The sequence below is a fragment of the Leptotrichia sp. oral taxon 215 str. W9775 genome (genome assembly GCF_000469505.1).
GTDB lineage: Bacteria > Fusobacteriota > Fusobacteriia > Fusobacteriales > Leptotrichiaceae > Leptotrichia_A.
Genome location: NZ_KI272833.1, coordinates 16,830 through 33,775, shown reverse-complemented (window position 1 = coordinate 33,775; position 16,946 = coordinate 16,830). Strand labels below are relative to the sequence as shown.

The following is a 16,946-nucleotide window of genomic DNA, read 5'->3' as shown; positions in this document are numbered from 1 at the left end:
CTTCTGGAGTTGTTGCAACTATCGTTAAGTAGTAGATGAAATAAAAATAGGAGGAAATACTTTGGATAAAATAAGAATATATCTTCAATCTTACGATCATAAATTATTAGATCAGTCTGCAAAAAAAATAGCTGAAGTAGTAAAGAAGAATGGTTCAGAAGTAGCAGGACCGCTTCCATTACCAACTAAAACTAAAAAATATACTGTTCTAAGATCTGTACACGTAAATAAAGATTCAAGAGAACAATTTGAAATGAGAATACATAGAAGATTTGTTGAAATTAAAAATTCTAGTCAGCAAATCATAGGAGCATTAAGCTCATTAAGCTTACCATCAGGTGTAGGAATAGAAATTAAGCAATTATAGGCTTAATACATGTTAGTACAATCTTTCAATGATTTTTCATTGAAATGATTGTATTAACCAATATATTAAGGAGGATAAATAAATGATATTAGGTAAAAAAATCGGAATGACTCAAATATTTGAGGATGAAAAATTAGTACCAGTTACAGTTATTGAAGCTGGACCGAACTTCGTTGTTCAAAAAAAATCAGATGATAAAGATGGTTATAATGCTATAACTTTAGCATATGACGATAAAAAAGAAAAAAATACAATAAAACCAGAAATGGGATTATTTAAAAAAGCAGGAGTAACTCCTAAAAGATTCTTAAAAGAATTTAAAGTAGAAGACTTAGCTGCATTTGAATTAGGACAGGAAATTAACGTTGATGTATTTGAAGGTATTGAATTTGTTGATATTTCAGGAACATCAAAAGGAAAAGGAACAGCAGGAGTTATGAAAAGACATAACTTCGGAGGAAACAGAGCGTCTCACGGGGTTTCAAGAAACCACAGACTTGGAGGATCTAACGCAGGAGGTGCCGCATCAAACAGTAACGTACCAAAAGGTAAGAAAATGGCAGGAAGACTTGGAAATGAACAAGTAACTGTTCAAAACCTTAAATTAGTTAAATATGATGCAGAAAATAACCTTTTATTAGTAAAAGGTGCAGTTCCAGGACCTAAAAACGGGTATCTAATCATTAAAAAATCGGTTAAGAAATACTAGTAGGAAAGAGAGGAGGATAAAATGCCAGTTTTAAATATATATAAATTAGACGGTTCACAAGCAGGAACTGTTGAAGTAAATAATGAAATATTTGGAATTGAACCAAATAAGACTGTAATGCACGAAGTTTTAGTTGCTGAGTTAGCAGAATTAAGACAAGGTACAGCATCTACTAAAACAAGAGCTGAAGTGAGAGGTGGAGGAAGAAAACCTTTCAGACAAAAAGGAACAGGAAGAGCAAGACAAGGATCTACAAGAGCACCACACATGGTAGGTGGAGGAGTAGTTCATGGTCCTAAACCAAGAGATTATGTTAAAAAAGTAAATAAAAAAGTTAGAAAATTAGCTTTAAGATCTGCATTAGCAACTAAAATAAACGAAGGAAACTTAATAGTTCTAGATGATTTCGCATTAGAAACACCTAAAACAAAAACTTTTGTTAACTTCGCAAAAACTTTAGACTTTGCAGGACAAAAACAATTATTTGTTGTAAATGATTTCACTGAAGATAGAGATTATAACTTATACATGTCAGTAAGAAATATTGAAAAAACATTCGTTTTAGACTCAAGAGAACTGAGAATCTTCTGGCTGATAAAACAGGATAAAGTAATCCTTACTAAAGAAGCTCTTGCAGCGATTGAGGAGGTGCTGGCATAATGCATATTACAGATATAATTAAAAGACCAGTTGCTACTGAAAAAGCAAGAAATCTGGCTAATGAAAATAATGAATACGTTTTTATCGTAGATAGAAGAGCAAACAAGATTCAAATAAGAGAAGCAGTTGAAAAATTATTTAACGTAAAAGTTGAAAGCGTTAATACTCTGAACATAAAGCCTAAAGCAAAAAGATTCAGAATGTCAATGTATAAAACATCTGCATTGAAAAAAGCTATGGTAAAATTAAAAGATGGAGAAAAAATAGCAGCATACGAAGGGTAATAGATAAAGCTGTTAATCATAAAAAAAATATATAATAAAAGAAATTTTTATGCATGATTTGTATAGGAATTATCATTAAAAAATGATATAATATACGAACGTGATTAAAAAAAGAATAAACAGAAGTGGAGGTAAAAAAGTTATGCCAATTAAAAAATTAAAACCGATAACTAGTGGGACAAGGCATATGTCGATATTAGTTAATACTGAATTAGATAAAGTTAGACCTGAAAAATCTCTAACTGAACCTCTTGGATCAGCTTACGGAATTGACAACTATGGACACAGAACAGGAAGAAACAGACATAAAGGTCATAAAAGATTATATAGAGTAATCGACTGGAAGAGAAATAAGATAGGTGTTCCTGCAAAAGTTGCAACTCTTGAATATGATCCTAACAGAACAGCTAATATCGCATTATTACATTATGTTGATGGAGAAAAAAGATATATTTTAGCACCAAATGGACTAAAAAAAGGTGATGTAGTTTTAGCAGGAGATACTGCTGAAATTAAACCTGGAAATGCTTTAAAATTAAAAGATTTACCAATAGGTACAGTTATACATAACGTAGAGCTTATGCCTGGTAAAGGTGGACAGCTGGCAAGATCGGCAGGAACATCTGCAAGACTTGTTGCGAAAGAAGGAACTTACTGTCACGTTGAACTTCCTTCAGGAGAATTAAGACTTATACATAGAGAATGTATGGCAACTGTAGGAGCAGTAGGAAATTCTGAACATTCACTTGTATCATTAGGTAAAGCTGGAAGAAATAGACATTTAGGTAGAAAACCTCACGTAAGAGGATCTGTAATGAACCCTGTGGATCACCCACACGGAGGAGGAGAAGGAAGATCGCCTATAGGAAGAAAATCACCAGTTACTCCTTGGGGTAAACCTACTCTTGGTAAAAAGACTAGAGGTAAAAAACTTAGTGACAAATTTATTGTCAGAAAAAGAAAGAAATAGTTTAAAGACTAAAAAAATATATGAATATAGTAATGTTGCTTGACACATCTTTAATAGCGATATTAAGATGTGTAAGGCTGACATGAACTCAATCGATTAATGTAAATAAGGAGGAAAGAATGGCTCGTTCATTAAAAAAAGGACCTTTTGTTGATGCACATTTAATGAAAAAAGTTGAAACAATGGGAGAAAAAAAGCAAGTAATCAAAACTTGGTCTAGAAGATCTACTATATTCCCTCAATTTATCGGACATACTTTTGCAGTATATAACGGTAAAAAACATATACCTGTATATGTAACTGAGGAAATGGTTGGACACAAGTTAGGAGAATTTGCTCCAACAAGAACTTTCTATGGACATGGGAAAGATGCTAAAAAAGATGCTAAAAGAAAATAATAGATATTATTCATAAATTTCGGGAAATGCCCGATATAATATGTAAGTGAAAGGAGAGCTTTAATGGCAGTTGTAGCTAAATTACGTTATCAAAGATTAAGTCCTCAAAAAGCAAGACTTGTAGCTGATGTAGTTAGAGGGAAAAATGCTTTACAGGCCTTAAATATATTAAGATTTACAAATAAAAAAGCGGCAAAATTTATAGAAAAAACATTAAGATCAGCAATTGCAAATGCTGAACATAATAACAATATGGATCCTGATAAACTATTCATTTCAAAAATATTGATAGATAAAGGACCGGTGCTTAAGAGAATAAGTCCAAGAGCAATGGGAAGAGCGGATGTAATAAGAAAACCGACAGCTCACATCACTATAGAAGTTGATGAAAGAAACTAATAATAAAGTATAAGGAGGTAAGTCTGTGGGACAAAAAGTCGATCCTAGAGGTATTAGAATCGGAATTACTAAATCATGGGATTCAAAATGGTTCGCCGAAGGAAAAGAATACTTAAATAATTTTCATGAAGATATAAAAATAAAAGAATACATTAAGAAAAACTATTATCATGCAGGAGTTTCAACTATTCAAATTGAAAGAACATCTCCTACTGATGTAACTATTATAATAGAAACTGGTAAAGCAGGAATATTAATAGGGAGAAAAGGTCAAGAAATAGAAGCTTTAAAAGCAAATCTTGAAAAGTTAACAAACAAAAAAATACAAGTTAAAGTACAGGAAATTAAAAATCCTAATAAAGATGCTCAGTTAGTTGCTGAAAGCATTGCAACAGCTATTGAAAAAAGGGTTGCTTATAAAAGAGCAGTTCAACAGGCTATTCAAAGAGCTGAAAAAGCTGGAGTAAAAGGAATTAAAGTAATGGTATCGGGAAGATTAAACGGTGCCGAAATAGCGAGAAGTGAATGGACACTTTCAGGAAGAGTACCATTACATACTTTAAGAGCAGATGTTGATTATGCAACTGCAACTGCATTCACTACATATGGTGCATTAGGATTAAAGGTATGGATATTCAATGGTGAAGTTCTTTCTAATAAAAAGGAAGGAGGAAATGAGTAATGTTAATACCTAAAAGAACGAAATACAGAAAACAGTTCAGAGGAAAAATGGGTGGTATAGCTACAAAAGGAAACAAAGTAGATTTTGGTGAATTTGGACTTGCCGCTAAAGAATTTGGATGGATAACATCAAGACAAATAGAAGCATGCAGAATTACAATAAATAGAACATTTAAAAGGGAAGGAAAAATCTGGATCAGAATATTCCCTGATAAACCTTATACAAAAAGACCTGAAGGAACAAGAATGGGTAAAGGTAAAGGTAACGCTGAAGGTTGGGTAGCAGTAGTTAAAAAAGGAAAAATAATGTTTGAAGTTGGCGGAGTATCGGAAGAAAAAGCTAAAGAAGCATTAAGAAAAGCTGGACATAAACTACCTATCAAAGTCAGATTTGTAAAAAGAGAAGAAGTGGGTGGTGATAAGTAATGACAGCAAATGAAATTAGAGAATTATCATTAGAAGAGTTAGATGCAAAAGTTAAAGAATTAAAGCAGGAATTATTCAATTTGAAATTTCAGAATCTAGCAAAATTACAGGACACTCCTATAAACACTGCAAAAATAAGAGAAGTGAAAAGAGATGTTGCTAGAATAAAAACAATTATAACTGAGAAAACAAAGACTGTAAAATAGGAGGATTCGTCAGTGGAAAATAAAAGAAACGAAAGAAAAGTAAGAGAAGGAATCGTTGTTTCTGATAAAATGGATAAGACTGTAGTTGTTCTTGAAGAAACAATGAAACTGCATAAACTTTATAAAAAAAGAGTAAAAACTTCAAAAAAATATAAAGCTCATGATGAAAAGAACGAATGCGGTGTTGGAGATAGAGTTCAAATAATGGAAACAAGACCGTTAAGTAGAGAAAAAAGATGGAGAGTTGTAACTATTTTAGAAAAAGCAAAATAGTTTTCAGTAAATTTGAGAGGAGGAAATTTTAAATGGTTCAACAACAGACTATACTTAATGTTGCTGATAATACCGGAGCAAAGAAAATAATGGTAATCAGAGTATTAGGTGGGTCAAGAAGAAGATTCGGAAAAATCGGAGATATAGTAGTAGCATCTGTTAAAGAAGCTATACCGAATGGAAACGTAAAAAAAGGTGACGTTGTTAAAGCTGTAGTAGTAAGAACTAGAAAAGAATTAAAAAGAGCAGACGGATCATATATAAAATTTGATGATAATGCGGCAGTAATTTTAAACTCAGCATTAGAAGTAAGAGGTACGAGAATTTTTGGACCTGTAGCAAGAGAATTGAGGGCAAAAAACTTTATGAAAATAGTATCTCTAGCACCAGAAGTATTATAGTTATTATAGGAAGGAGGGTTTACGCGTGGCTAAACCAAGAGTTAAATCAGTACCTAACAAATTACATGTAAAAACTGGAGATACAGTTGTTGTAATTAGCGGTAGATCAAAGGATTTGTCAAGAAATGATAAAGGTCAAGGACAAACAGGAGATAAAGGAAAAGTCGGAAAAGTGTTAAAAGTATTCCCTAAGACAGGAAAAATCATAGTTGAAGGTGTTAATATACAAAAAAGACATGTTAAACCTAATGCAATGAACCCACAAGGCGAAGTTGTAGAGAAAGAAATGCCAATTTTCTCTTCTAAAGTTATGCTTTGGGATGAAAGTGCAAAAAAGGGAACTAGAGTAAGATATGAAATAAAAGATAATAAAAAGGTAAGAGTATCGGTAGTATCCGGTAATGAAATATAGGATTTAGAGAGGAGGAGAACTTAAGTGGCTGAAAAATATATTCCAAGATTACAAAAATTATATAAAGAAGAATTAGTTTCTGCATTAATGAAAGAATTAAATATTTCTAACATTATGCAAGTACCTAAATTAGATAAAATTGTAGTAAACATGGGGATTGGAGAAGCAGTAAGCAATCCTAAGTTAATTGAAACTGCAATAAAGGAATTGGGACAAATTACAGGACAACAGCCTGTACCAAGAGCTGCAAGAAAATCTGAAGCAGGATTTAAATTGAGAGAAGGACAAAAAATCGGAGCAAAAGTTACTTTAAGAAAAGAAAAAATGTATGAGTTCCTTGATAGACTGATAAGCATTACTTTACCAAGAGTAAGAGACTTTGAAGGAGTATCTCCAAAAGGATTTGATGGTAGAGGTAACTATACACTTGGATTAAAAGAGCAAATCGTGTTTCCTGAAATCGAAATCGATAAAGTTGACAAAACATTAGGATTAGGTATCACTATAGTTTCAACTGCACAAAACGATGAAGAAGGAAGAGCGTTATTAAAAGCATTCGGAATGCCGTTTGCAAAATAGGTTGTATTTTGAAGGAGGTGTAACTTAATAAATGGCTAAAAAAGCAATGGTTGAAAGAAACTTAAAAAGAGAACAATTAGTTGATAAATATGCAGCAAAAAGAGCTGAATTAAAGGCAAGAGCTAAAGCAGGTGATAGAGAAGCAATCGTAGAATTATCTAAATTACCAAGAAACGCATCGCCTACAAGACTTAGAAACAGATGTCAGTTAAATGGAAGACCTAGAGGATTTATGAGAGAATTCGGGATTTCAAGAGTAATGTTCAGAAAATTAGCAGGAGAGGGAGTTATCCCTGGAGTAAAGAAATCAAGTTGGTAATTTTGAGAGGAGGAGAAATAAATGCATTTAACAGATCCTATTGCTGATATGCTTACTAGAATTAGAAACGGAAACATGGCTAGACATACAGAAGTTAAAGTACCGTTTTCTAAAATAAAAGAAAGCATGGCTAGCATATTAAAAAATGAAGGATATATAGCCGGTTATGAAATAAAAGAAGAAGGAAATATAAGAGATATAGTAATAACTTTAAAATATATGGATGGAGATGCTGTAATCAAAGGATTGAAGAGAATTTCAAAACCTGGAAGAAGAGTGTACACATCTGTTGAAAATTTACCTAAAGTATTAGGTGGATTAGGAATTGCCATTGTCTCAACACCTAAAGGTGTTATTACAGACAAGGAATGCAGAAAGCATAGCGTTGGTGGAGAAGTACTTTGCTACGTGTGGTAATTTACGCATTTTATAAAATAGGAGGAAAGTTATGTCAAGAATAGGTAAAAAACCTATAACTATACCTGCAGGTGTAGAAATTAAACAAGATGGAAATAAGTTTACTGTTAAAGGACCTAAGGGGCAGCTTGAAAGAGAATTAAACAGTGAAATAAAAGTAAATATAGATGGCAACGAAATAACTTTTGAAAGACCTAATGATTTACCAAATACAAGAGCTATTCACGGAACAACAAGAGCTAATGTAAACAACATGGTAACAGGAGTAAGTCAAGGTTTTGAAATCAAATTGGAATTAGTAGGGGTTGGATACAGAGTACAAGCTAGTGGTAAAGGACTTACTTTGGCTCTAGGATATTCACATCCTGTAGAAATAGAACCTGTTGAAGGAATTACTTTCAAAGTTGAAGGAAACACTAAAATAACTGTTGAAGGAATTGATAAACAATTAGTTGGACAAGTTGCTGCGAACATAAGAGCAAAAAGACCACCTGAACCTTACAAAGGAAAAGGAGTTAAGTATGCTGATGAAGTAATCAGAAGAAAAGAAGGTAAGAAAGGATAGGAGGTAGATTTTAGTGATTAAAAAACTTGATAGAAATAAATTAAGAGAGAAAAAACATAGAAGTATAAGAAGAAAAATCGTTGGAACTGCTGAAAGACCTAGACTTTCTGTGTATAGAAGTTTGAAGAATATATTTGTTCAAATTATCGATGACAGTACAGGAACAACATTAGTTTCAGCATCAACAATTGAAAAAGGTGCAAAAGCTCAATCAGGTGGAAATGTTGAAGCAGCTAAAAAAGTTGGAGAAGCAATCGCAAAAAAAGCATTGGAAAAAGGTATAAGCAATGTGGTATTTGATAGAGGCGGATATATTTACACAGGAAGAGTAAAAGCATTAGCAGATGCTGCAAGAGAAGCAGGATTAAAATTCTAGAGAGAAGGAGGATTTATTTTGGCCAGAGAAATTAAAGATAGAGAAGCAAAAGCGAGTGAATATAAAGAAAGTCTTTTAAGAATAAGCAGAGTTTCTAAAACTGTTAAAGGAGGAAGAAGAATATCTTTCTCAGTATTAGCAGCTGTTGGAGATGAAAAAGGAAAAGTTGGTATAGGATTAGGAAAAGCAAATGGTGTACCTGATGCTATAAGAAAAGCAGTAGCAAACGCTAAGAAAAATATGATTACAGTATCTTTAAAAGGCGGAACTTTACCGCATGATCAAATTGGTAAGTACAATGCTACAAGCGTATTGTTAAAGCCAGCTTCAAAAGGTACGGGAGTTATCGCAGGTTCTGCAACAAGAGAACTTCTTGAATTAGCCGGAGTTACTGACGTACTTACAAAAATAAGAGGATCAAAAAATAAAGATAACGTTGCAAGAGCAACTTTAGACGGATTAAAAAAATTAAGATCAGTTGAAGAAGTTGCTAGACTTAGAGGAAAATCAGTTGAAGAAATTTTAGGATAATAGGTTAGGAGGTAAAATTAATGTCTAAAGTAAAAGTAACACTTATTAAAGGAATTAATGGAAGAAAGCCTAATCATGTCGCTACTGTTAAATCACTTGGATTAAGAAAAATTAGCCAAAGTGTTGTTCATAATAAAACAGCAGATATAGAAGGAAAAATAAAATTAGTTTCTTATTTACTTAAAGTAGAGGAGGTTTAGAATAAATGAATCTTAATGAATTAAGACCTGCTGAAGGCTCTAAAAGAGAAAGAAGAAGAGTAGGAAGAGGTCATGGTACAGGATGGGGAAAGACTGCAGGAAAAGGTCATAACGGTCAGAAACAAAGATCTGGTACTTATGTTTCACCTATATTTGAAGGTGGACAGATGCCAATCGTAAGAAGAGTTCCTAAAAGAGGATTCTCAAATTCTCCATTTAAAAAAGATATGGTAGTTATTGCATTATCTGATATCGTTGAAAAATTCAATGATGGAGATGTAGTTAGCTTACAAACATTAGTAGAAAATGGAATAATTAAAAACCCTAAATTCATAGTTAAATATTCAGATGAAGCATTGAGAAATGTAAAAGGGAAAAAAGCTGTAAAAGAATATTTAGAAACAAATGTTGAATCATATGTTAAGGAAAAAGATTTTACAAGCTTACTGAAAATAATTGGAAATGCTGAAGTTACAAAGAAATTGACTGTAAAAGCACATGGAATTTCAAAAGCGGCTAAAGAATCTGTTGAAAAAGCAGGTGGAAGCGTAGAAATTCTTGAAGTTAAGTCATATTCAGCTAAAGCAGGAAATAATAAAAAAGAAAATGAGGATAAGTAAGATTCACATCTTGCTTTTTCTCATATATAAGGAGTAGTGGTAAGAGTGACTTTAACTGAAGCAATAGCAAGTAGGATAAAAGCAATATTCAAAATACCCGAATTGGAAAAAAAAGTATCTTTTACCTTGATTATGATTATCATTGCAAGAATTGGAATACATATCCCGGTTCCTGGAATTAATATGGATCTTTTTAAGGACTTCCAGAATAATGCGTTAGCTGGATTCCTGAACCTGTTTTCAGGTGGAGCAGTTGAAAGGGCTTCCATATTTTCACTGGGAATAATTCCTTACATTAACTCATCAATCGTATTTCAGCTTTTAGGAGTTATTTTTCCTAAAATAGATGAAATGCAGAAAGAAGGGGGTAAGGAAAGAGATAAGATTACCCAATGGACAAGATACGTAACTATTCTTCTTGCAATAGGACAATCATTTGGAATATCAATAGCGTTAATGGGAAGTGGAATGGTTATCGAGCCAGGAATAAAATTCATCGTAACTTCTGTTGCATTGATGACAGGTGGTACAGCATTCCTGATGTGGATTTCAGAAAGAATCTCAATAAGAGGTATCGGAAATGGTACATCAATGCTGATTTTCCTGAATATCGTTGCAGGATTACCGAGAGTATTACATAATATGTGGGCAAGTCTTAGCAAGGACAGTACAGGGATTGTAATGTTTACATTATCTTTAGTACTATTTGTAGTAATTATAACTTTAATGGTAATAGTTCAGCTTGCTGAAAGAAGAATTCCTATACAGTATGCAGGAAAAGGTAGTCTAGGATTTGGTGGAGGACAGAGTGCAGTTGGAAGAAGAACTTACCTGCCTTTAAAAATAAATATGTCTGGAGTAATGCCGATAATCTTTGCATCAGTACTTATGGCGGCACCGCCGTTTATGGTTTCATTAATGAAGGATAGTAAATTAAAAACTTTTTTAACAGCTCAGTTCTCTCCTAAAGGAGTTATGTATCTGCTGTTATTTGCAATACTGATTACAGTATTTTCCTTCTTTTATACTTTGACAATAGCATTTGATCCTGATAAGGTGGCAGATGACCTGAAACAAAGTGGAGGAACAATACCGACAGTAAGAGCAGGGGCAGAAACAGCTGATTATCTGGAAGGAGTAGCTACAAGAGTAACTTTTGGAAGTGCTATATTCCTGTCATTATTAGGAATATTCCCTAACATATGGTTTGGATATTTTCTTAATATAAATGTACTAATCGGAGGAACAAGTCTTCTGATCCTTGTAGGGACAGCAGTGGAACTGCTTCAACAGATAGATTCATATCTGGCTGTTAAGAAGATGAAAGGTTTTATAAAAAAAGATAGAAAAAATAGAAGATGAAGCTAACAGTTTCATCTTTTTTTTCGATAAATTATAAAAAATTAAAAACTCTCATTTTTCTTTAATGTAAATGTGTTAGAATACATATGATGATAAATGAGAGATAGAGATTGCTTTATATTACAGCTATTGTAATTGCCATCTTAATATTAAGCAGATATGAGTTATTAGAAGAAAAATGAGAAAAAAATCGGACGAAAATTTTAAAAGTTTTCGTCTTTTTTTTGCAATGAAAAAAGTGAAATAATCACCAAATAAAAAATAGAATAGTTTTAATACTGACTTTATGATATAATAATTTAAAATTGGAAAATAAAAGGAAAGGAGAAAACTGCTGTAGTAAATCAGTATTATTTTCAGCAGTTAACAATTAGGATATGAAAAGAGTGGCCCAGTCAATAGTGGCATTTATTATAAGCATATTTGGAGCAAATGCGGGAAAGGTGATAGGAATATTTTTAATTTCCCTGCTTCCAGTTATAGAGCTTAGGGGAAGCATTCCGGTAGGATATTATCAGGGGCTTCCATGGTACACAAACATGATAACTTCAATAATAGGAAATCTTCTGCCAGTACCATTTATACTTTTATTTGTTGTAAAAGTGTTTGAATTTATGAAAAAAAGAAATATAATGGTAGGTTTTATTGAAAAAATAGAAAAAAGGGCAATGAGCAGAAGTGATAGTATTGCAAATAAGGAATTTATTGGACTTATGCTATTTGTAGCAATTCCTCTTCCAGGGACAGGAGCATGGACAGGAGCACTGATTGCTGCATTACTTCAATTTAATAGAAAAAAATCTTTTATGTATATTTGTATCGGAGTGCTGATTGCCGCATCACTGGTTACTCTGGGAGTATATGGAGTTATAGGGTCTTTTATATAATACTTAAATAAATTTCCAGTAAAATACCTGAAATTAATGCTTTTCAAAAGAAGAGAAATGTGTTATAATCAAAGTACAATAGAATAAGGGAATGTTTTGGTTTCGACAGGATAGGAAGCTTATTATCGGCAAGTAAGCGGGAGCTTTAAAATCCAACTTAAATATAATCGGAAACGATAATTACGCATTAGCTGCCTAAGTCGCAGCTCGTCACTTTAAGAAATCGCCATTTTTCTTTAAGATGACGTCACTTTAATGGCTTACTTGGATGTATGATTATGTCATCTGAGGACATCTTATAATCTCGCCGTTAGACTTTTGTCTGTTTAATATCTTTTCGGTTAAAGCGATAAATAGACTAAACTTGTAGATGATAGTGAGAACTTTTTATTTTGGACACGGGTTCGATTCCCGTCATTTCCACCAAAACAAAATAAAAAATAAAATAGTAGATAAAATTAAAAACTGCCTTGCGGGGCAGTTTTTTGTTACTTCTTATAAGGACAGCTCATTAAATGATCATCAATAATTCCTATAGCCTGTAAAAAAGAATAGATAATAGTAGAACCGACGAACTTGAATCCTCTCTTTTTTAAGTCTTTGCTTATCTTATCTGACAGTTCACTTGTGGCAGGTACTTCAGAAAGTTCCTTCCATTTGTTTATAATTCTTTTGTTATCAGTAAAATTCCATATATATTCTGCAAAGGAGCCAAATTCTTTCTGAACTTTCATAAATGCTATTGCATTTGTAACAGTAGAGTTTATTTTCAGTCTGTTTCGTATAATTCCTTCATTTTTTAAAAGTTCAGACAGTTTTGTTGCATCATATTCTGCAATTTTTTTGTAGTCAAAATTATCAAATGCTTCCCTGAAATTTTCCCTTTTCTGTAAAATGGTATTCCAACTCAGTCCAGCCTGGAAGCCTTCCAGTATGAGCATTTCAAAGATGTATCCATCATCGTGGGAAGGTACTCCCCATTCAGTGTCGTGATATAAAATATCTTTTTCACCCTTTGCCCATCCGCAACGGTTACTATTATTCATATTTTATGACTCCCTTCTTTTCAAGTTTTTTATATGATATCAGAATGTATTGGCCAGTGTCAATTTTCTTTGTGAGGATGTCTCAGAATACAGCTATAAAAATTAATGTGAAAACTATATTTTGAAATTATTTAAAATAAGAGAAAAACAGTAATGAAAAGTATAGAAAAAAATGAAAAAAATTGATATAATATGTCGATAATAAAGAAAAAGAAATAATAGAAATTTAAAATAAAGGAGATGGAAATGAAAAAAAATATTCTAAAAATAGTTTTGATTACATTGCTCTCATTGGTGTTACTAAGCTGTGGAAAAAAGGAAGATAAAATAAAAATAGTATTTCTGCCAAATGAATCAAATGATTCCTTGAAAAATTCAAGGGAAGAATTTGCAAAGGTTATAGAAAAGGCAACTGGAAAAAAGGTTGAAATAATAACAACGACAGACTATAACATTGCGGTGGAAAATATAATTTCAGGACAGGCTCAGATTGCATATATCGGTGCAGAAGCCCTATTAAGTGCAAGGGAAAGAAGTAAGGATGTGGAAGCTGTATTGACAAATTCAGGAGCCAGCGGAACATTGGATGATGCATTTTATTACAGTTTTATAGCTGTGAGGGAGGAAGATGCTCCACAATATAAGTCTGGAGACGGATATGACCTTAAAAAGATGCAGGGAAAATCAATAACATTTGTTACAAACAGTTCAACATCAGGATTTAAAATACCGGCACATGAAATTGTAAAGATATTTAACCTGAAGGATAATGATGAAGTAATACAGGAAGGAAAAGTATTCTCAAAAGTAATATTTGGAGGATCTCATCCAGGAGCACAGGTAAATCTGTTTAAAAAGGATTCTGATATTGCGACATTTGCCATTCCGAAGTCATTTACAATATATGAACTGACTTCAGGACAGGAAAATAAAGCGGGAGCTACTTATAAGGTAAAACAGGGGGCAGTTGCACCGTTTGGAGATTATGCGGGAAAAAGCTTCACTGTAATAAAATCAATACCTGTATTTAACGGGCCGATAGTATTCAATGTGAAAAAGCTTTCCAAGGAAGATCAGGATAAAATTAAGAAAGCCCTTATGTCAAAGGAAACAACAGACAATCCTGCAATCTTCAGTGATAAGAAAAGTAAAATAAGAGGACTGTTCCTGAAGGAAAATCCAAATGTAGGATTCCTTGAAACAAATTCAAAATGGTATGAACAGGCAAAGGAATAAACTGGATATAAAAATTCATAGAAAATGAAAACTACTATTATAAGAATAGAATAAATACTAGGAATAAAATCGGAAGGCTGGAGGGAATCCAGCCTTTTTAATTAATATTGGTAAAATAAATAAGGATAAAAGAAAGGGGTTGAAAATGCTGCTATCGGTAAATAACATTACAAAAAAATATAAAAATGGGACAACAGCCCTGAAAGATGTTTCGCTGACAGCTGAAAAGGGTGAATTTATTTCAGTTATAGGACCTTCAGGATCAGGAAAATCAACTTTGCTGAGAACAATAAACAGAATGATTGATATAGATGAGGGAACTATACTTTTCAATGATGTTCAGATAGAGAAACTTAAAGGAAAGGAAATAAATAAATTTAGAAGACAGATAGGAATGATATTCCAGAGCTATAACCTTGTTGAAAGGCTGACAGTTATTGAAAATGTCCTTCATGGAAGATTGGGGTACAAGTCTGTTCTGGCAGGCTCTCTGGGACTGTATACTGAAGAGGAGAAACAGGAAGCCTTTAGTATACTTGAAAAAGTTGACATGATGAAATATGCGTATCAGAGATGCAGTGAGCTAAGTGGTGGTCAGAAACAGAGGGTTGGAATTGCAAGGGCTTTAATGCAGAATCCGGTACTTCTTTTATGTGATGAGCCAATTGCATCACTTGATCCAAAAAGTTCAGAAAGAGTAATGGACTATCTGAGAAAGATTACTGATGAAATGGGAATAACATGTATTGTAAATTTACATCAGGTTGACATTGCAACAAAGTATTCTGATAGAATTATCGGACTAAATGAGGGGCATAAAGTGTTTGATAATGTTGTAGAAAACTTGACAAAGGAAAAGGTGGAGGAAATTTATTCAGATAAGGGAGAAAAGGATTAGGTTTGTCAGAAAAAATTATCAGAAAATAAATTAATAGGATTTGGAAAGGTAATTTAATGAAGTTAACTAATAAAGATATATTTAAGAGGAGAATGCAGTCAAAAATAATATTTCTGCTTTCTGTTATAGTGCTATATACTGTGTCATCTCTAATTTCAGGATTTGAAAATGGACTGGCTTTCTTATCAGTTCCAAAAGGGGTATTATGGCTGTTCCAGAAATTTATTCCTAACGGGAAAACACTACAGTATCTGCCTAAAATTATGAAGCCTGCCATTGAAACAATTCTGCTGGCACTGACTTCAACCCTGATTTCATCAATATTTGCACTTATAATGGCAGTAATGGGTTCAGAAACATTAGGAGTAAGTAAAATAGCTGAATTTATTGTAAAACTTATAGCCTCATTTTTTAGAAATATGCCGGTTGTTGCATGGTCGCTGCTACTGTTATTTTCCTTTAAACAGAGCCAGTTTACAGGGCTGCTGTCACTGACATTTATAACATTCGGATATTTGACAAGATCCTTCATGGAAACAATTGACGATGTTGCAGGAGATGTGGTGGAGGCGTTACAGGCTACAGGCGCTTCATGGTGGCAGATTGTATTTCAGGGGGTAATTCCAAGTGTTTCTTCACAGCTTGTTTCATGGGTTCTGTACTATACAGAAAATAATGTGAGGGAGGCTACTCTTGTAGGAATACTTACAGGAACAGGAATAGGATTTATATTTAATCTGTATTACAGAAGTTTCAGGTATGATGCGGCAGGCCTTGTTATTCTCATTGTGGCATTAATAGTTCTAATAATAGAGCTTGTGTCAAATAAAATAAGAAAGGAACTGCTCTAGTATAGAAAGGGAGGTGAAGGAATGGCAGTAGAAAGCTACATGGAAAAAAATAGAAATGGAAAAATAATAATAAAAAAGTTTACAAAGTCAAGGGCTTATTTGACAGTTACATTATCAGTTTTCTGTCTAACAGGATTGTATACAATGTTTACAATAGATACAGGGGATATAAAAATAATTACAGCTTTACAGGAATTTGTTAAAAATTTGCAGGAAATGTTTTTAGAAGCAAGACTTTCAGACAGATACAGTTTTCCGGAAATATTTCAAAGTCTGGGAGTCAGCCTGTCCCTTGCAATGATGTCAACTCTGATAGGAGGATTTATTGCATTGTTTCTGGCATTTTTTGCGGCTGAAAATCTTTCAGGCAGAAGAACTTCAAGGATAATAAGGGTTACAGTATCTTTTATAAGATCAATTCCTACGATACTTTGGGTTATGGTATTTTCAGTTGTGGCAAATATAGGAGTGGAAGCTGCAGTTATAGGGATATCCTTTCATACGGTAGCCTTTCTTGTAAAGGCATATTCTGAAAGCATTGAGGAACTTGATAAGGAAACAATCGAAGCACTGAAGGCAAGTGGGGCTTCATGGTGGCAAATTATATTTCAGGCAGTAATTCCTTCATCAATGGCATCGATACTGTCATGGACATTTGTACGTTTTGAAATGAACTTTACAAATGCAGTCGTCGTTGGAGCGGCTTCAGGAGCCGGAGGGATAGGATATGAAATGTTTATGGCAGGAACAATGTATCATGATTTAAGGGAAGTGGGAGTTTTTGCTTATATGATTTTATTTACTGCTATAATTCTCGAAGCAGTTTCCTATGGGCTTAGAAAGAAATATATTAACAAAAAATAAATTTATGGA

The 16,946-nt window shown here is 33.1% G+C and carries 28 protein-coding genes and 1 other RNA gene; 28 read left to right on the top strand and 1 reads right to left on the bottom strand.

Annotated features, from left to right (window positions below; genetic code table 11):
* Nucleotides 1-61 precede the first annotated feature (61 nt).
* The 24 genes from rpsJ to ssrA all read left to right on the top strand — a co-directional run bounded on the left by rpsJ (nt 62) and on the right by ssrA (nt 12,468).
* Nucleotides 62-367, top strand: coding sequence for a 30S ribosomal protein S10 (rpsJ, locus tag HMPREF1984_RS02910; protein WP_021766394.1), 306 nt, complete (start codon nt 62-64; stop codon nt 365-367).
* Between the two features lie 82 nt (nt 368-449).
* Nucleotides 450-1,076, top strand: a complete 627-nt coding sequence (gene rplC / locus HMPREF1984_RS02905; RefSeq protein WP_021766393.1) for a 50S ribosomal protein L3 — start codon at nt 450-452, stop codon at nt 1,074-1,076.
* Nucleotides 1,077-1,097: 21 nt separating this feature from the next.
* Nucleotides 1,098-1,736 (top strand): 50S ribosomal protein L4, encoded by a 639-nt coding sequence (gene rplD / locus HMPREF1984_RS02900; protein WP_021766392.1) that lies wholly within the window; start codon nt 1,098-1,100, stop codon nt 1,734-1,736.
* On the top strand, nt 1,736-2,020 hold the full coding sequence (gene rplW / locus HMPREF1984_RS02895) for a 50S ribosomal protein L23 (protein ID WP_021766391.1): 285 nt from the start codon (nt 1,736-1,738) through the stop codon (nt 2,018-2,020). The genes rplD and rplW overlap by 1 nt, the downstream gene beginning before the upstream one ends.
* A gap of 142 nt (nt 2,021-2,162) precedes the next feature.
* Nucleotides 2,163-2,990 (top strand): 50S ribosomal protein L2, encoded by an 828-nt coding sequence (rplB, locus tag HMPREF1984_RS02890; RefSeq protein ID WP_036099563.1) that lies wholly within the window; start codon nt 2,163-2,165, stop codon nt 2,988-2,990.
* Nucleotides 2,991-3,109: 119 nt separating this feature from the next.
* Nucleotides 3,110-3,388 (top strand): 30S ribosomal protein S19, encoded by a 279-nt coding sequence (gene rpsS / locus HMPREF1984_RS02885; RefSeq protein WP_021766389.1) that lies wholly within the window; start codon nt 3,110-3,112, stop codon nt 3,386-3,388.
* Nucleotides 3,389-3,451: 63 nt separating this feature from the next.
* Entirely contained in the window at nt 3,452-3,787 is a 336-nt protein-coding gene (gene rplV / locus HMPREF1984_RS02880; protein WP_021766388.1) for a 50S ribosomal protein L22, read from the top strand.
* A 25-nt stretch (nt 3,788-3,812) separates the two neighbouring features.
* Nucleotides 3,813-4,469, top strand: a complete 657-nt coding sequence (gene rpsC, locus HMPREF1984_RS02875) for a 30S ribosomal protein S3 (protein ID WP_021766387.1) — start codon at nt 3,813-3,815, stop codon at nt 4,467-4,469.
* Complete coding sequence (rplP, locus tag HMPREF1984_RS02870; protein WP_021766386.1) at nt 4,469-4,894, top strand: 50S ribosomal protein L16; 426 nt, start codon at nt 4,469-4,471, stop codon at nt 4,892-4,894. The genes rpsC and rplP overlap by 1 nt, the downstream gene beginning before the upstream one ends.
* Nucleotides 4,894-5,100 carry a 50S ribosomal protein L29 gene (gene rpmC / locus HMPREF1984_RS02865; RefSeq protein WP_021766385.1) on the top strand — a complete coding sequence of 69 codons (207 nt, stop codon included), beginning with the start codon at nt 4,894-4,896 and terminating at the stop codon, nt 5,098-5,100. Before rplP ends, rpmC begins: the two co-directional genes overlap by 1 nt.
* 12 nt (nt 5,101-5,112) lie before the next feature.
* The gene (gene rpsQ, locus HMPREF1984_RS02860) at nt 5,113-5,373 is read left to right on the top strand and encodes a 30S ribosomal protein S17 (protein WP_021766384.1); all 261 of its coding nucleotides are present in this window, start codon (nt 5,113-5,115) and stop codon (nt 5,371-5,373) included.
* A gap of 32 nt (nt 5,374-5,405) precedes the next feature.
* A complete protein-coding gene (gene rplN / locus HMPREF1984_RS02855; protein WP_021766383.1) occupies nt 5,406-5,774 on the top strand; it encodes a 50S ribosomal protein L14 in 369 nt (122 codons plus the stop codon).
* A gap of 25 nt (nt 5,775-5,799) precedes the next feature.
* Nucleotides 5,800-6,186, top strand: coding sequence for a 50S ribosomal protein L24 (gene rplX / locus HMPREF1984_RS02850; RefSeq protein WP_021766382.1), 387 nt, complete (start codon nt 5,800-5,802; stop codon nt 6,184-6,186).
* 39 nt (nt 6,187-6,225) lie between these two features.
* Nucleotides 6,226-6,765: a 50S ribosomal protein L5 gene (gene rplE / locus HMPREF1984_RS02845; protein ID WP_036099569.1), complete on the top strand. Its 540-nt coding sequence runs from the start codon at nt 6,226-6,228 to the stop codon at nt 6,763-6,765.
* A gap of 31 nt (nt 6,766-6,796) precedes the next feature.
* Complete coding sequence (rpsN, locus tag HMPREF1984_RS02840; protein ID WP_021766380.1) at nt 6,797-7,084, top strand: 30S ribosomal protein S14; 288 nt, start codon at nt 6,797-6,799, stop codon at nt 7,082-7,084.
* A gap of 21 nt (nt 7,085-7,105) precedes the next feature.
* Nucleotides 7,106-7,501: a 30S ribosomal protein S8 gene (gene rpsH, locus HMPREF1984_RS02835; RefSeq protein ID WP_021766379.1), complete on the top strand. Its 396-nt coding sequence runs from the start codon at nt 7,106-7,108 to the stop codon at nt 7,499-7,501.
* A 31-nt stretch (nt 7,502-7,532) separates the two neighbouring features.
* Complete coding sequence (gene rplF, locus HMPREF1984_RS02830; protein WP_021766378.1) at nt 7,533-8,066, top strand: 50S ribosomal protein L6; 534 nt, start codon at nt 7,533-7,535, stop codon at nt 8,064-8,066.
* Nucleotides 8,067-8,079: 13 nt separating this feature from the next.
* A complete protein-coding gene (rplR, locus tag HMPREF1984_RS02825; RefSeq protein ID WP_021766377.1) occupies nt 8,080-8,442 on the top strand; it encodes a 50S ribosomal protein L18 in 363 nt (120 codons plus the stop codon).
* A 15-nt stretch (nt 8,443-8,457) separates the two neighbouring features.
* Nucleotides 8,458-8,973, top strand: coding sequence for a 30S ribosomal protein S5 (rpsE, locus tag HMPREF1984_RS02820; RefSeq protein WP_369750539.1), 516 nt, complete (start codon nt 8,458-8,460; stop codon nt 8,971-8,973).
* Nucleotides 8,974-8,993: 20 nt separating this feature from the next.
* Nucleotides 8,994-9,173: a 50S ribosomal protein L30 gene (gene rpmD, locus HMPREF1984_RS02815; protein ID WP_021766375.1), complete on the top strand. Its 180-nt coding sequence runs from the start codon at nt 8,994-8,996 to the stop codon at nt 9,171-9,173.
* A 5-nt stretch (nt 9,174-9,178) separates the two neighbouring features.
* Nucleotides 9,179-9,793, top strand: a complete 615-nt coding sequence (gene rplO / locus HMPREF1984_RS02810; protein ID WP_021766374.1) for a 50S ribosomal protein L15 — start codon at nt 9,179-9,181, stop codon at nt 9,791-9,793.
* A gap of 45 nt (nt 9,794-9,838) precedes the next feature.
* Nucleotides 9,839-11,155 carry a preprotein translocase subunit SecY gene (secY, locus tag HMPREF1984_RS02805; RefSeq protein ID WP_036099558.1) on the top strand — a complete coding sequence of 439 codons (1,317 nt, stop codon included), beginning with the start codon at nt 9,839-9,841 and terminating at the stop codon, nt 11,153-11,155.
* A gap of 377 nt (nt 11,156-11,532) precedes the next feature.
* The gene (locus HMPREF1984_RS02800) at nt 11,533-12,042 is read left to right on the top strand and encodes a small multi-drug export protein (protein WP_021766372.1); all 510 of its coding nucleotides are present in this window, start codon (nt 11,533-11,535) and stop codon (nt 12,040-12,042) included.
* Nucleotides 12,043-12,129: 87 nt separating this feature from the next.
* Nucleotides 12,130-12,468, top strand: a transfer-messenger RNA (tmRNA) gene (ssrA, locus tag HMPREF1984_RS11115).
* A 62-nt stretch (nt 12,469-12,530) separates the two neighbouring features.
* Here the strand turns inward: ssrA and HMPREF1984_RS02795 are convergent.
* Nucleotides 12,531-13,088: a DNA-3-methyladenine glycosylase I gene (locus HMPREF1984_RS02795; RefSeq protein WP_021766371.1), complete on the bottom strand. Its 558-nt coding sequence runs from the start codon at nt 13,086-13,088 to the stop codon at nt 12,531-12,533.
* A gap of 246 nt (nt 13,089-13,334) precedes the next feature.
* On the opposite strand from HMPREF1984_RS02795, the gene HMPREF1984_RS02790 reads away from it, so the two are divergent.
* From HMPREF1984_RS02790 to HMPREF1984_RS02775, 4 genes are all read left to right on the top strand, one after another.
* Complete coding sequence (locus HMPREF1984_RS02790; RefSeq protein WP_036099554.1) at nt 13,335-14,324, top strand: phosphate/phosphite/phosphonate ABC transporter substrate-binding protein; 990 nt, start codon at nt 13,335-13,337, stop codon at nt 14,322-14,324.
* Between the two features lie 145 nt (nt 14,325-14,469).
* A complete protein-coding gene (gene phnC, locus HMPREF1984_RS02785; protein WP_021766369.1) occupies nt 14,470-15,222 on the top strand; it encodes a phosphonate ABC transporter ATP-binding protein in 753 nt (250 codons plus the stop codon).
* Nucleotides 15,223-15,314: 92 nt separating this feature from the next.
* Nucleotides 15,315-16,073 carry an ABC transporter permease subunit gene (locus tag HMPREF1984_RS02780; protein ID WP_232219674.1) on the top strand — a complete coding sequence of 253 codons (759 nt, stop codon included), beginning with the start codon at nt 15,315-15,317 and terminating at the stop codon, nt 16,071-16,073.
* A 21-nt stretch (nt 16,074-16,094) separates the two neighbouring features.
* Nucleotides 16,095-16,937, top strand: coding sequence for an ABC transporter permease (locus tag HMPREF1984_RS02775; RefSeq protein ID WP_021766367.1), 843 nt, complete (start codon nt 16,095-16,097; stop codon nt 16,935-16,937).
* Nucleotides 16,938-16,946: the final 9 nt, after the last annotated feature.

What these genes read in the sequence shown, in the direction of transcription:
- rplC (WP_021766393.1), top strand. Translation starts at nt 450, where the DNA reads ATGATATTAGGTAAAAAAATCGGAATGACTCAAATATTTGAGGATGAA.
- rplD (WP_021766392.1), top strand. Translation starts at nt 1,098, where the DNA reads ATGCCAGTTTTAAATATATATAAATTAGACGGTTCACAAGCAGGAACT.
- rplW (WP_021766391.1), top strand. Translation starts at nt 1,736, where the DNA reads ATGCATATTACAGATATAATTAAAAGACCAGTTGCTACTGAAAAAGCA.
- rplB (WP_036099563.1), top strand. Translation starts at nt 2,163, where the DNA reads ATGCCAATTAAAAAATTAAAACCGATAACTAGTGGGACAAGGCATATG.
- rpsS (WP_021766389.1), top strand. Translation starts at nt 3,110, where the DNA reads ATGGCTCGTTCATTAAAAAAAGGACCTTTTGTTGATGCACATTTAATG.
- rplV (WP_021766388.1), top strand. Translation starts at nt 3,452, where the DNA reads ATGGCAGTTGTAGCTAAATTACGTTATCAAAGATTAAGTCCTCAAAAA.
- rplP (WP_021766386.1), top strand. Translation starts at nt 4,469, where the DNA reads ATGTTAATACCTAAAAGAACGAAATACAGAAAACAGTTCAGAGGAAAA.
- rpmC (WP_021766385.1), top strand. Translation starts at nt 4,894, where the DNA reads ATGACAGCAAATGAAATTAGAGAATTATCATTAGAAGAGTTAGATGCA.
- rplN (WP_021766383.1), top strand. Translation starts at nt 5,406, where the DNA reads ATGGTTCAACAACAGACTATACTTAATGTTGCTGATAATACCGGAGCA.
- rpsN (WP_021766380.1), top strand. Translation starts at nt 6,797, where the DNA reads ATGGCTAAAAAAGCAATGGTTGAAAGAAACTTAAAAAGAGAACAATTA.
- rpsH (WP_021766379.1), top strand. Translation starts at nt 7,106, where the DNA reads ATGCATTTAACAGATCCTATTGCTGATATGCTTACTAGAATTAGAAAC.
- rplF (WP_021766378.1), top strand. Translation starts at nt 7,533, where the DNA reads ATGTCAAGAATAGGTAAAAAACCTATAACTATACCTGCAGGTGTAGAA.
- rpmD (WP_021766375.1), top strand. Translation starts at nt 8,994, where the DNA reads ATGTCTAAAGTAAAAGTAACACTTATTAAAGGAATTAATGGAAGAAAG.
- rplO (WP_021766374.1), top strand. Translation starts at nt 9,179, where the DNA reads ATGAATCTTAATGAATTAAGACCTGCTGAAGGCTCTAAAAGAGAAAGA.
- HMPREF1984_RS02800 (WP_021766372.1), top strand. Translation starts at nt 11,533, where the DNA reads ATGAAAAGAGTGGCCCAGTCAATAGTGGCATTTATTATAAGCATATTT.
- HMPREF1984_RS02795 (WP_021766371.1), bottom strand. Translation starts at nt 13,088, where the DNA reads ATGAATAATAGTAACCGTTGCGGATGGGCAAAGGGTGAAAAAGATATT.
- HMPREF1984_RS02790 (WP_036099554.1), top strand. Translation starts at nt 13,335, where the DNA reads ATGAAAAAAAATATTCTAAAAATAGTTTTGATTACATTGCTCTCATTG.
- phnC (WP_021766369.1), top strand. Translation starts at nt 14,470, where the DNA reads ATGCTGCTATCGGTAAATAACATTACAAAAAAATATAAAAATGGGACA.
- HMPREF1984_RS02780 (WP_232219674.1), top strand. Translation starts at nt 15,315, where the DNA reads ATGCAGTCAAAAATAATATTTCTGCTTTCTGTTATAGTGCTATATACT.
- HMPREF1984_RS02775 (WP_021766367.1), top strand. Translation starts at nt 16,095, where the DNA reads ATGGCAGTAGAAAGCTACATGGAAAAAAATAGAAATGGAAAAATAATA.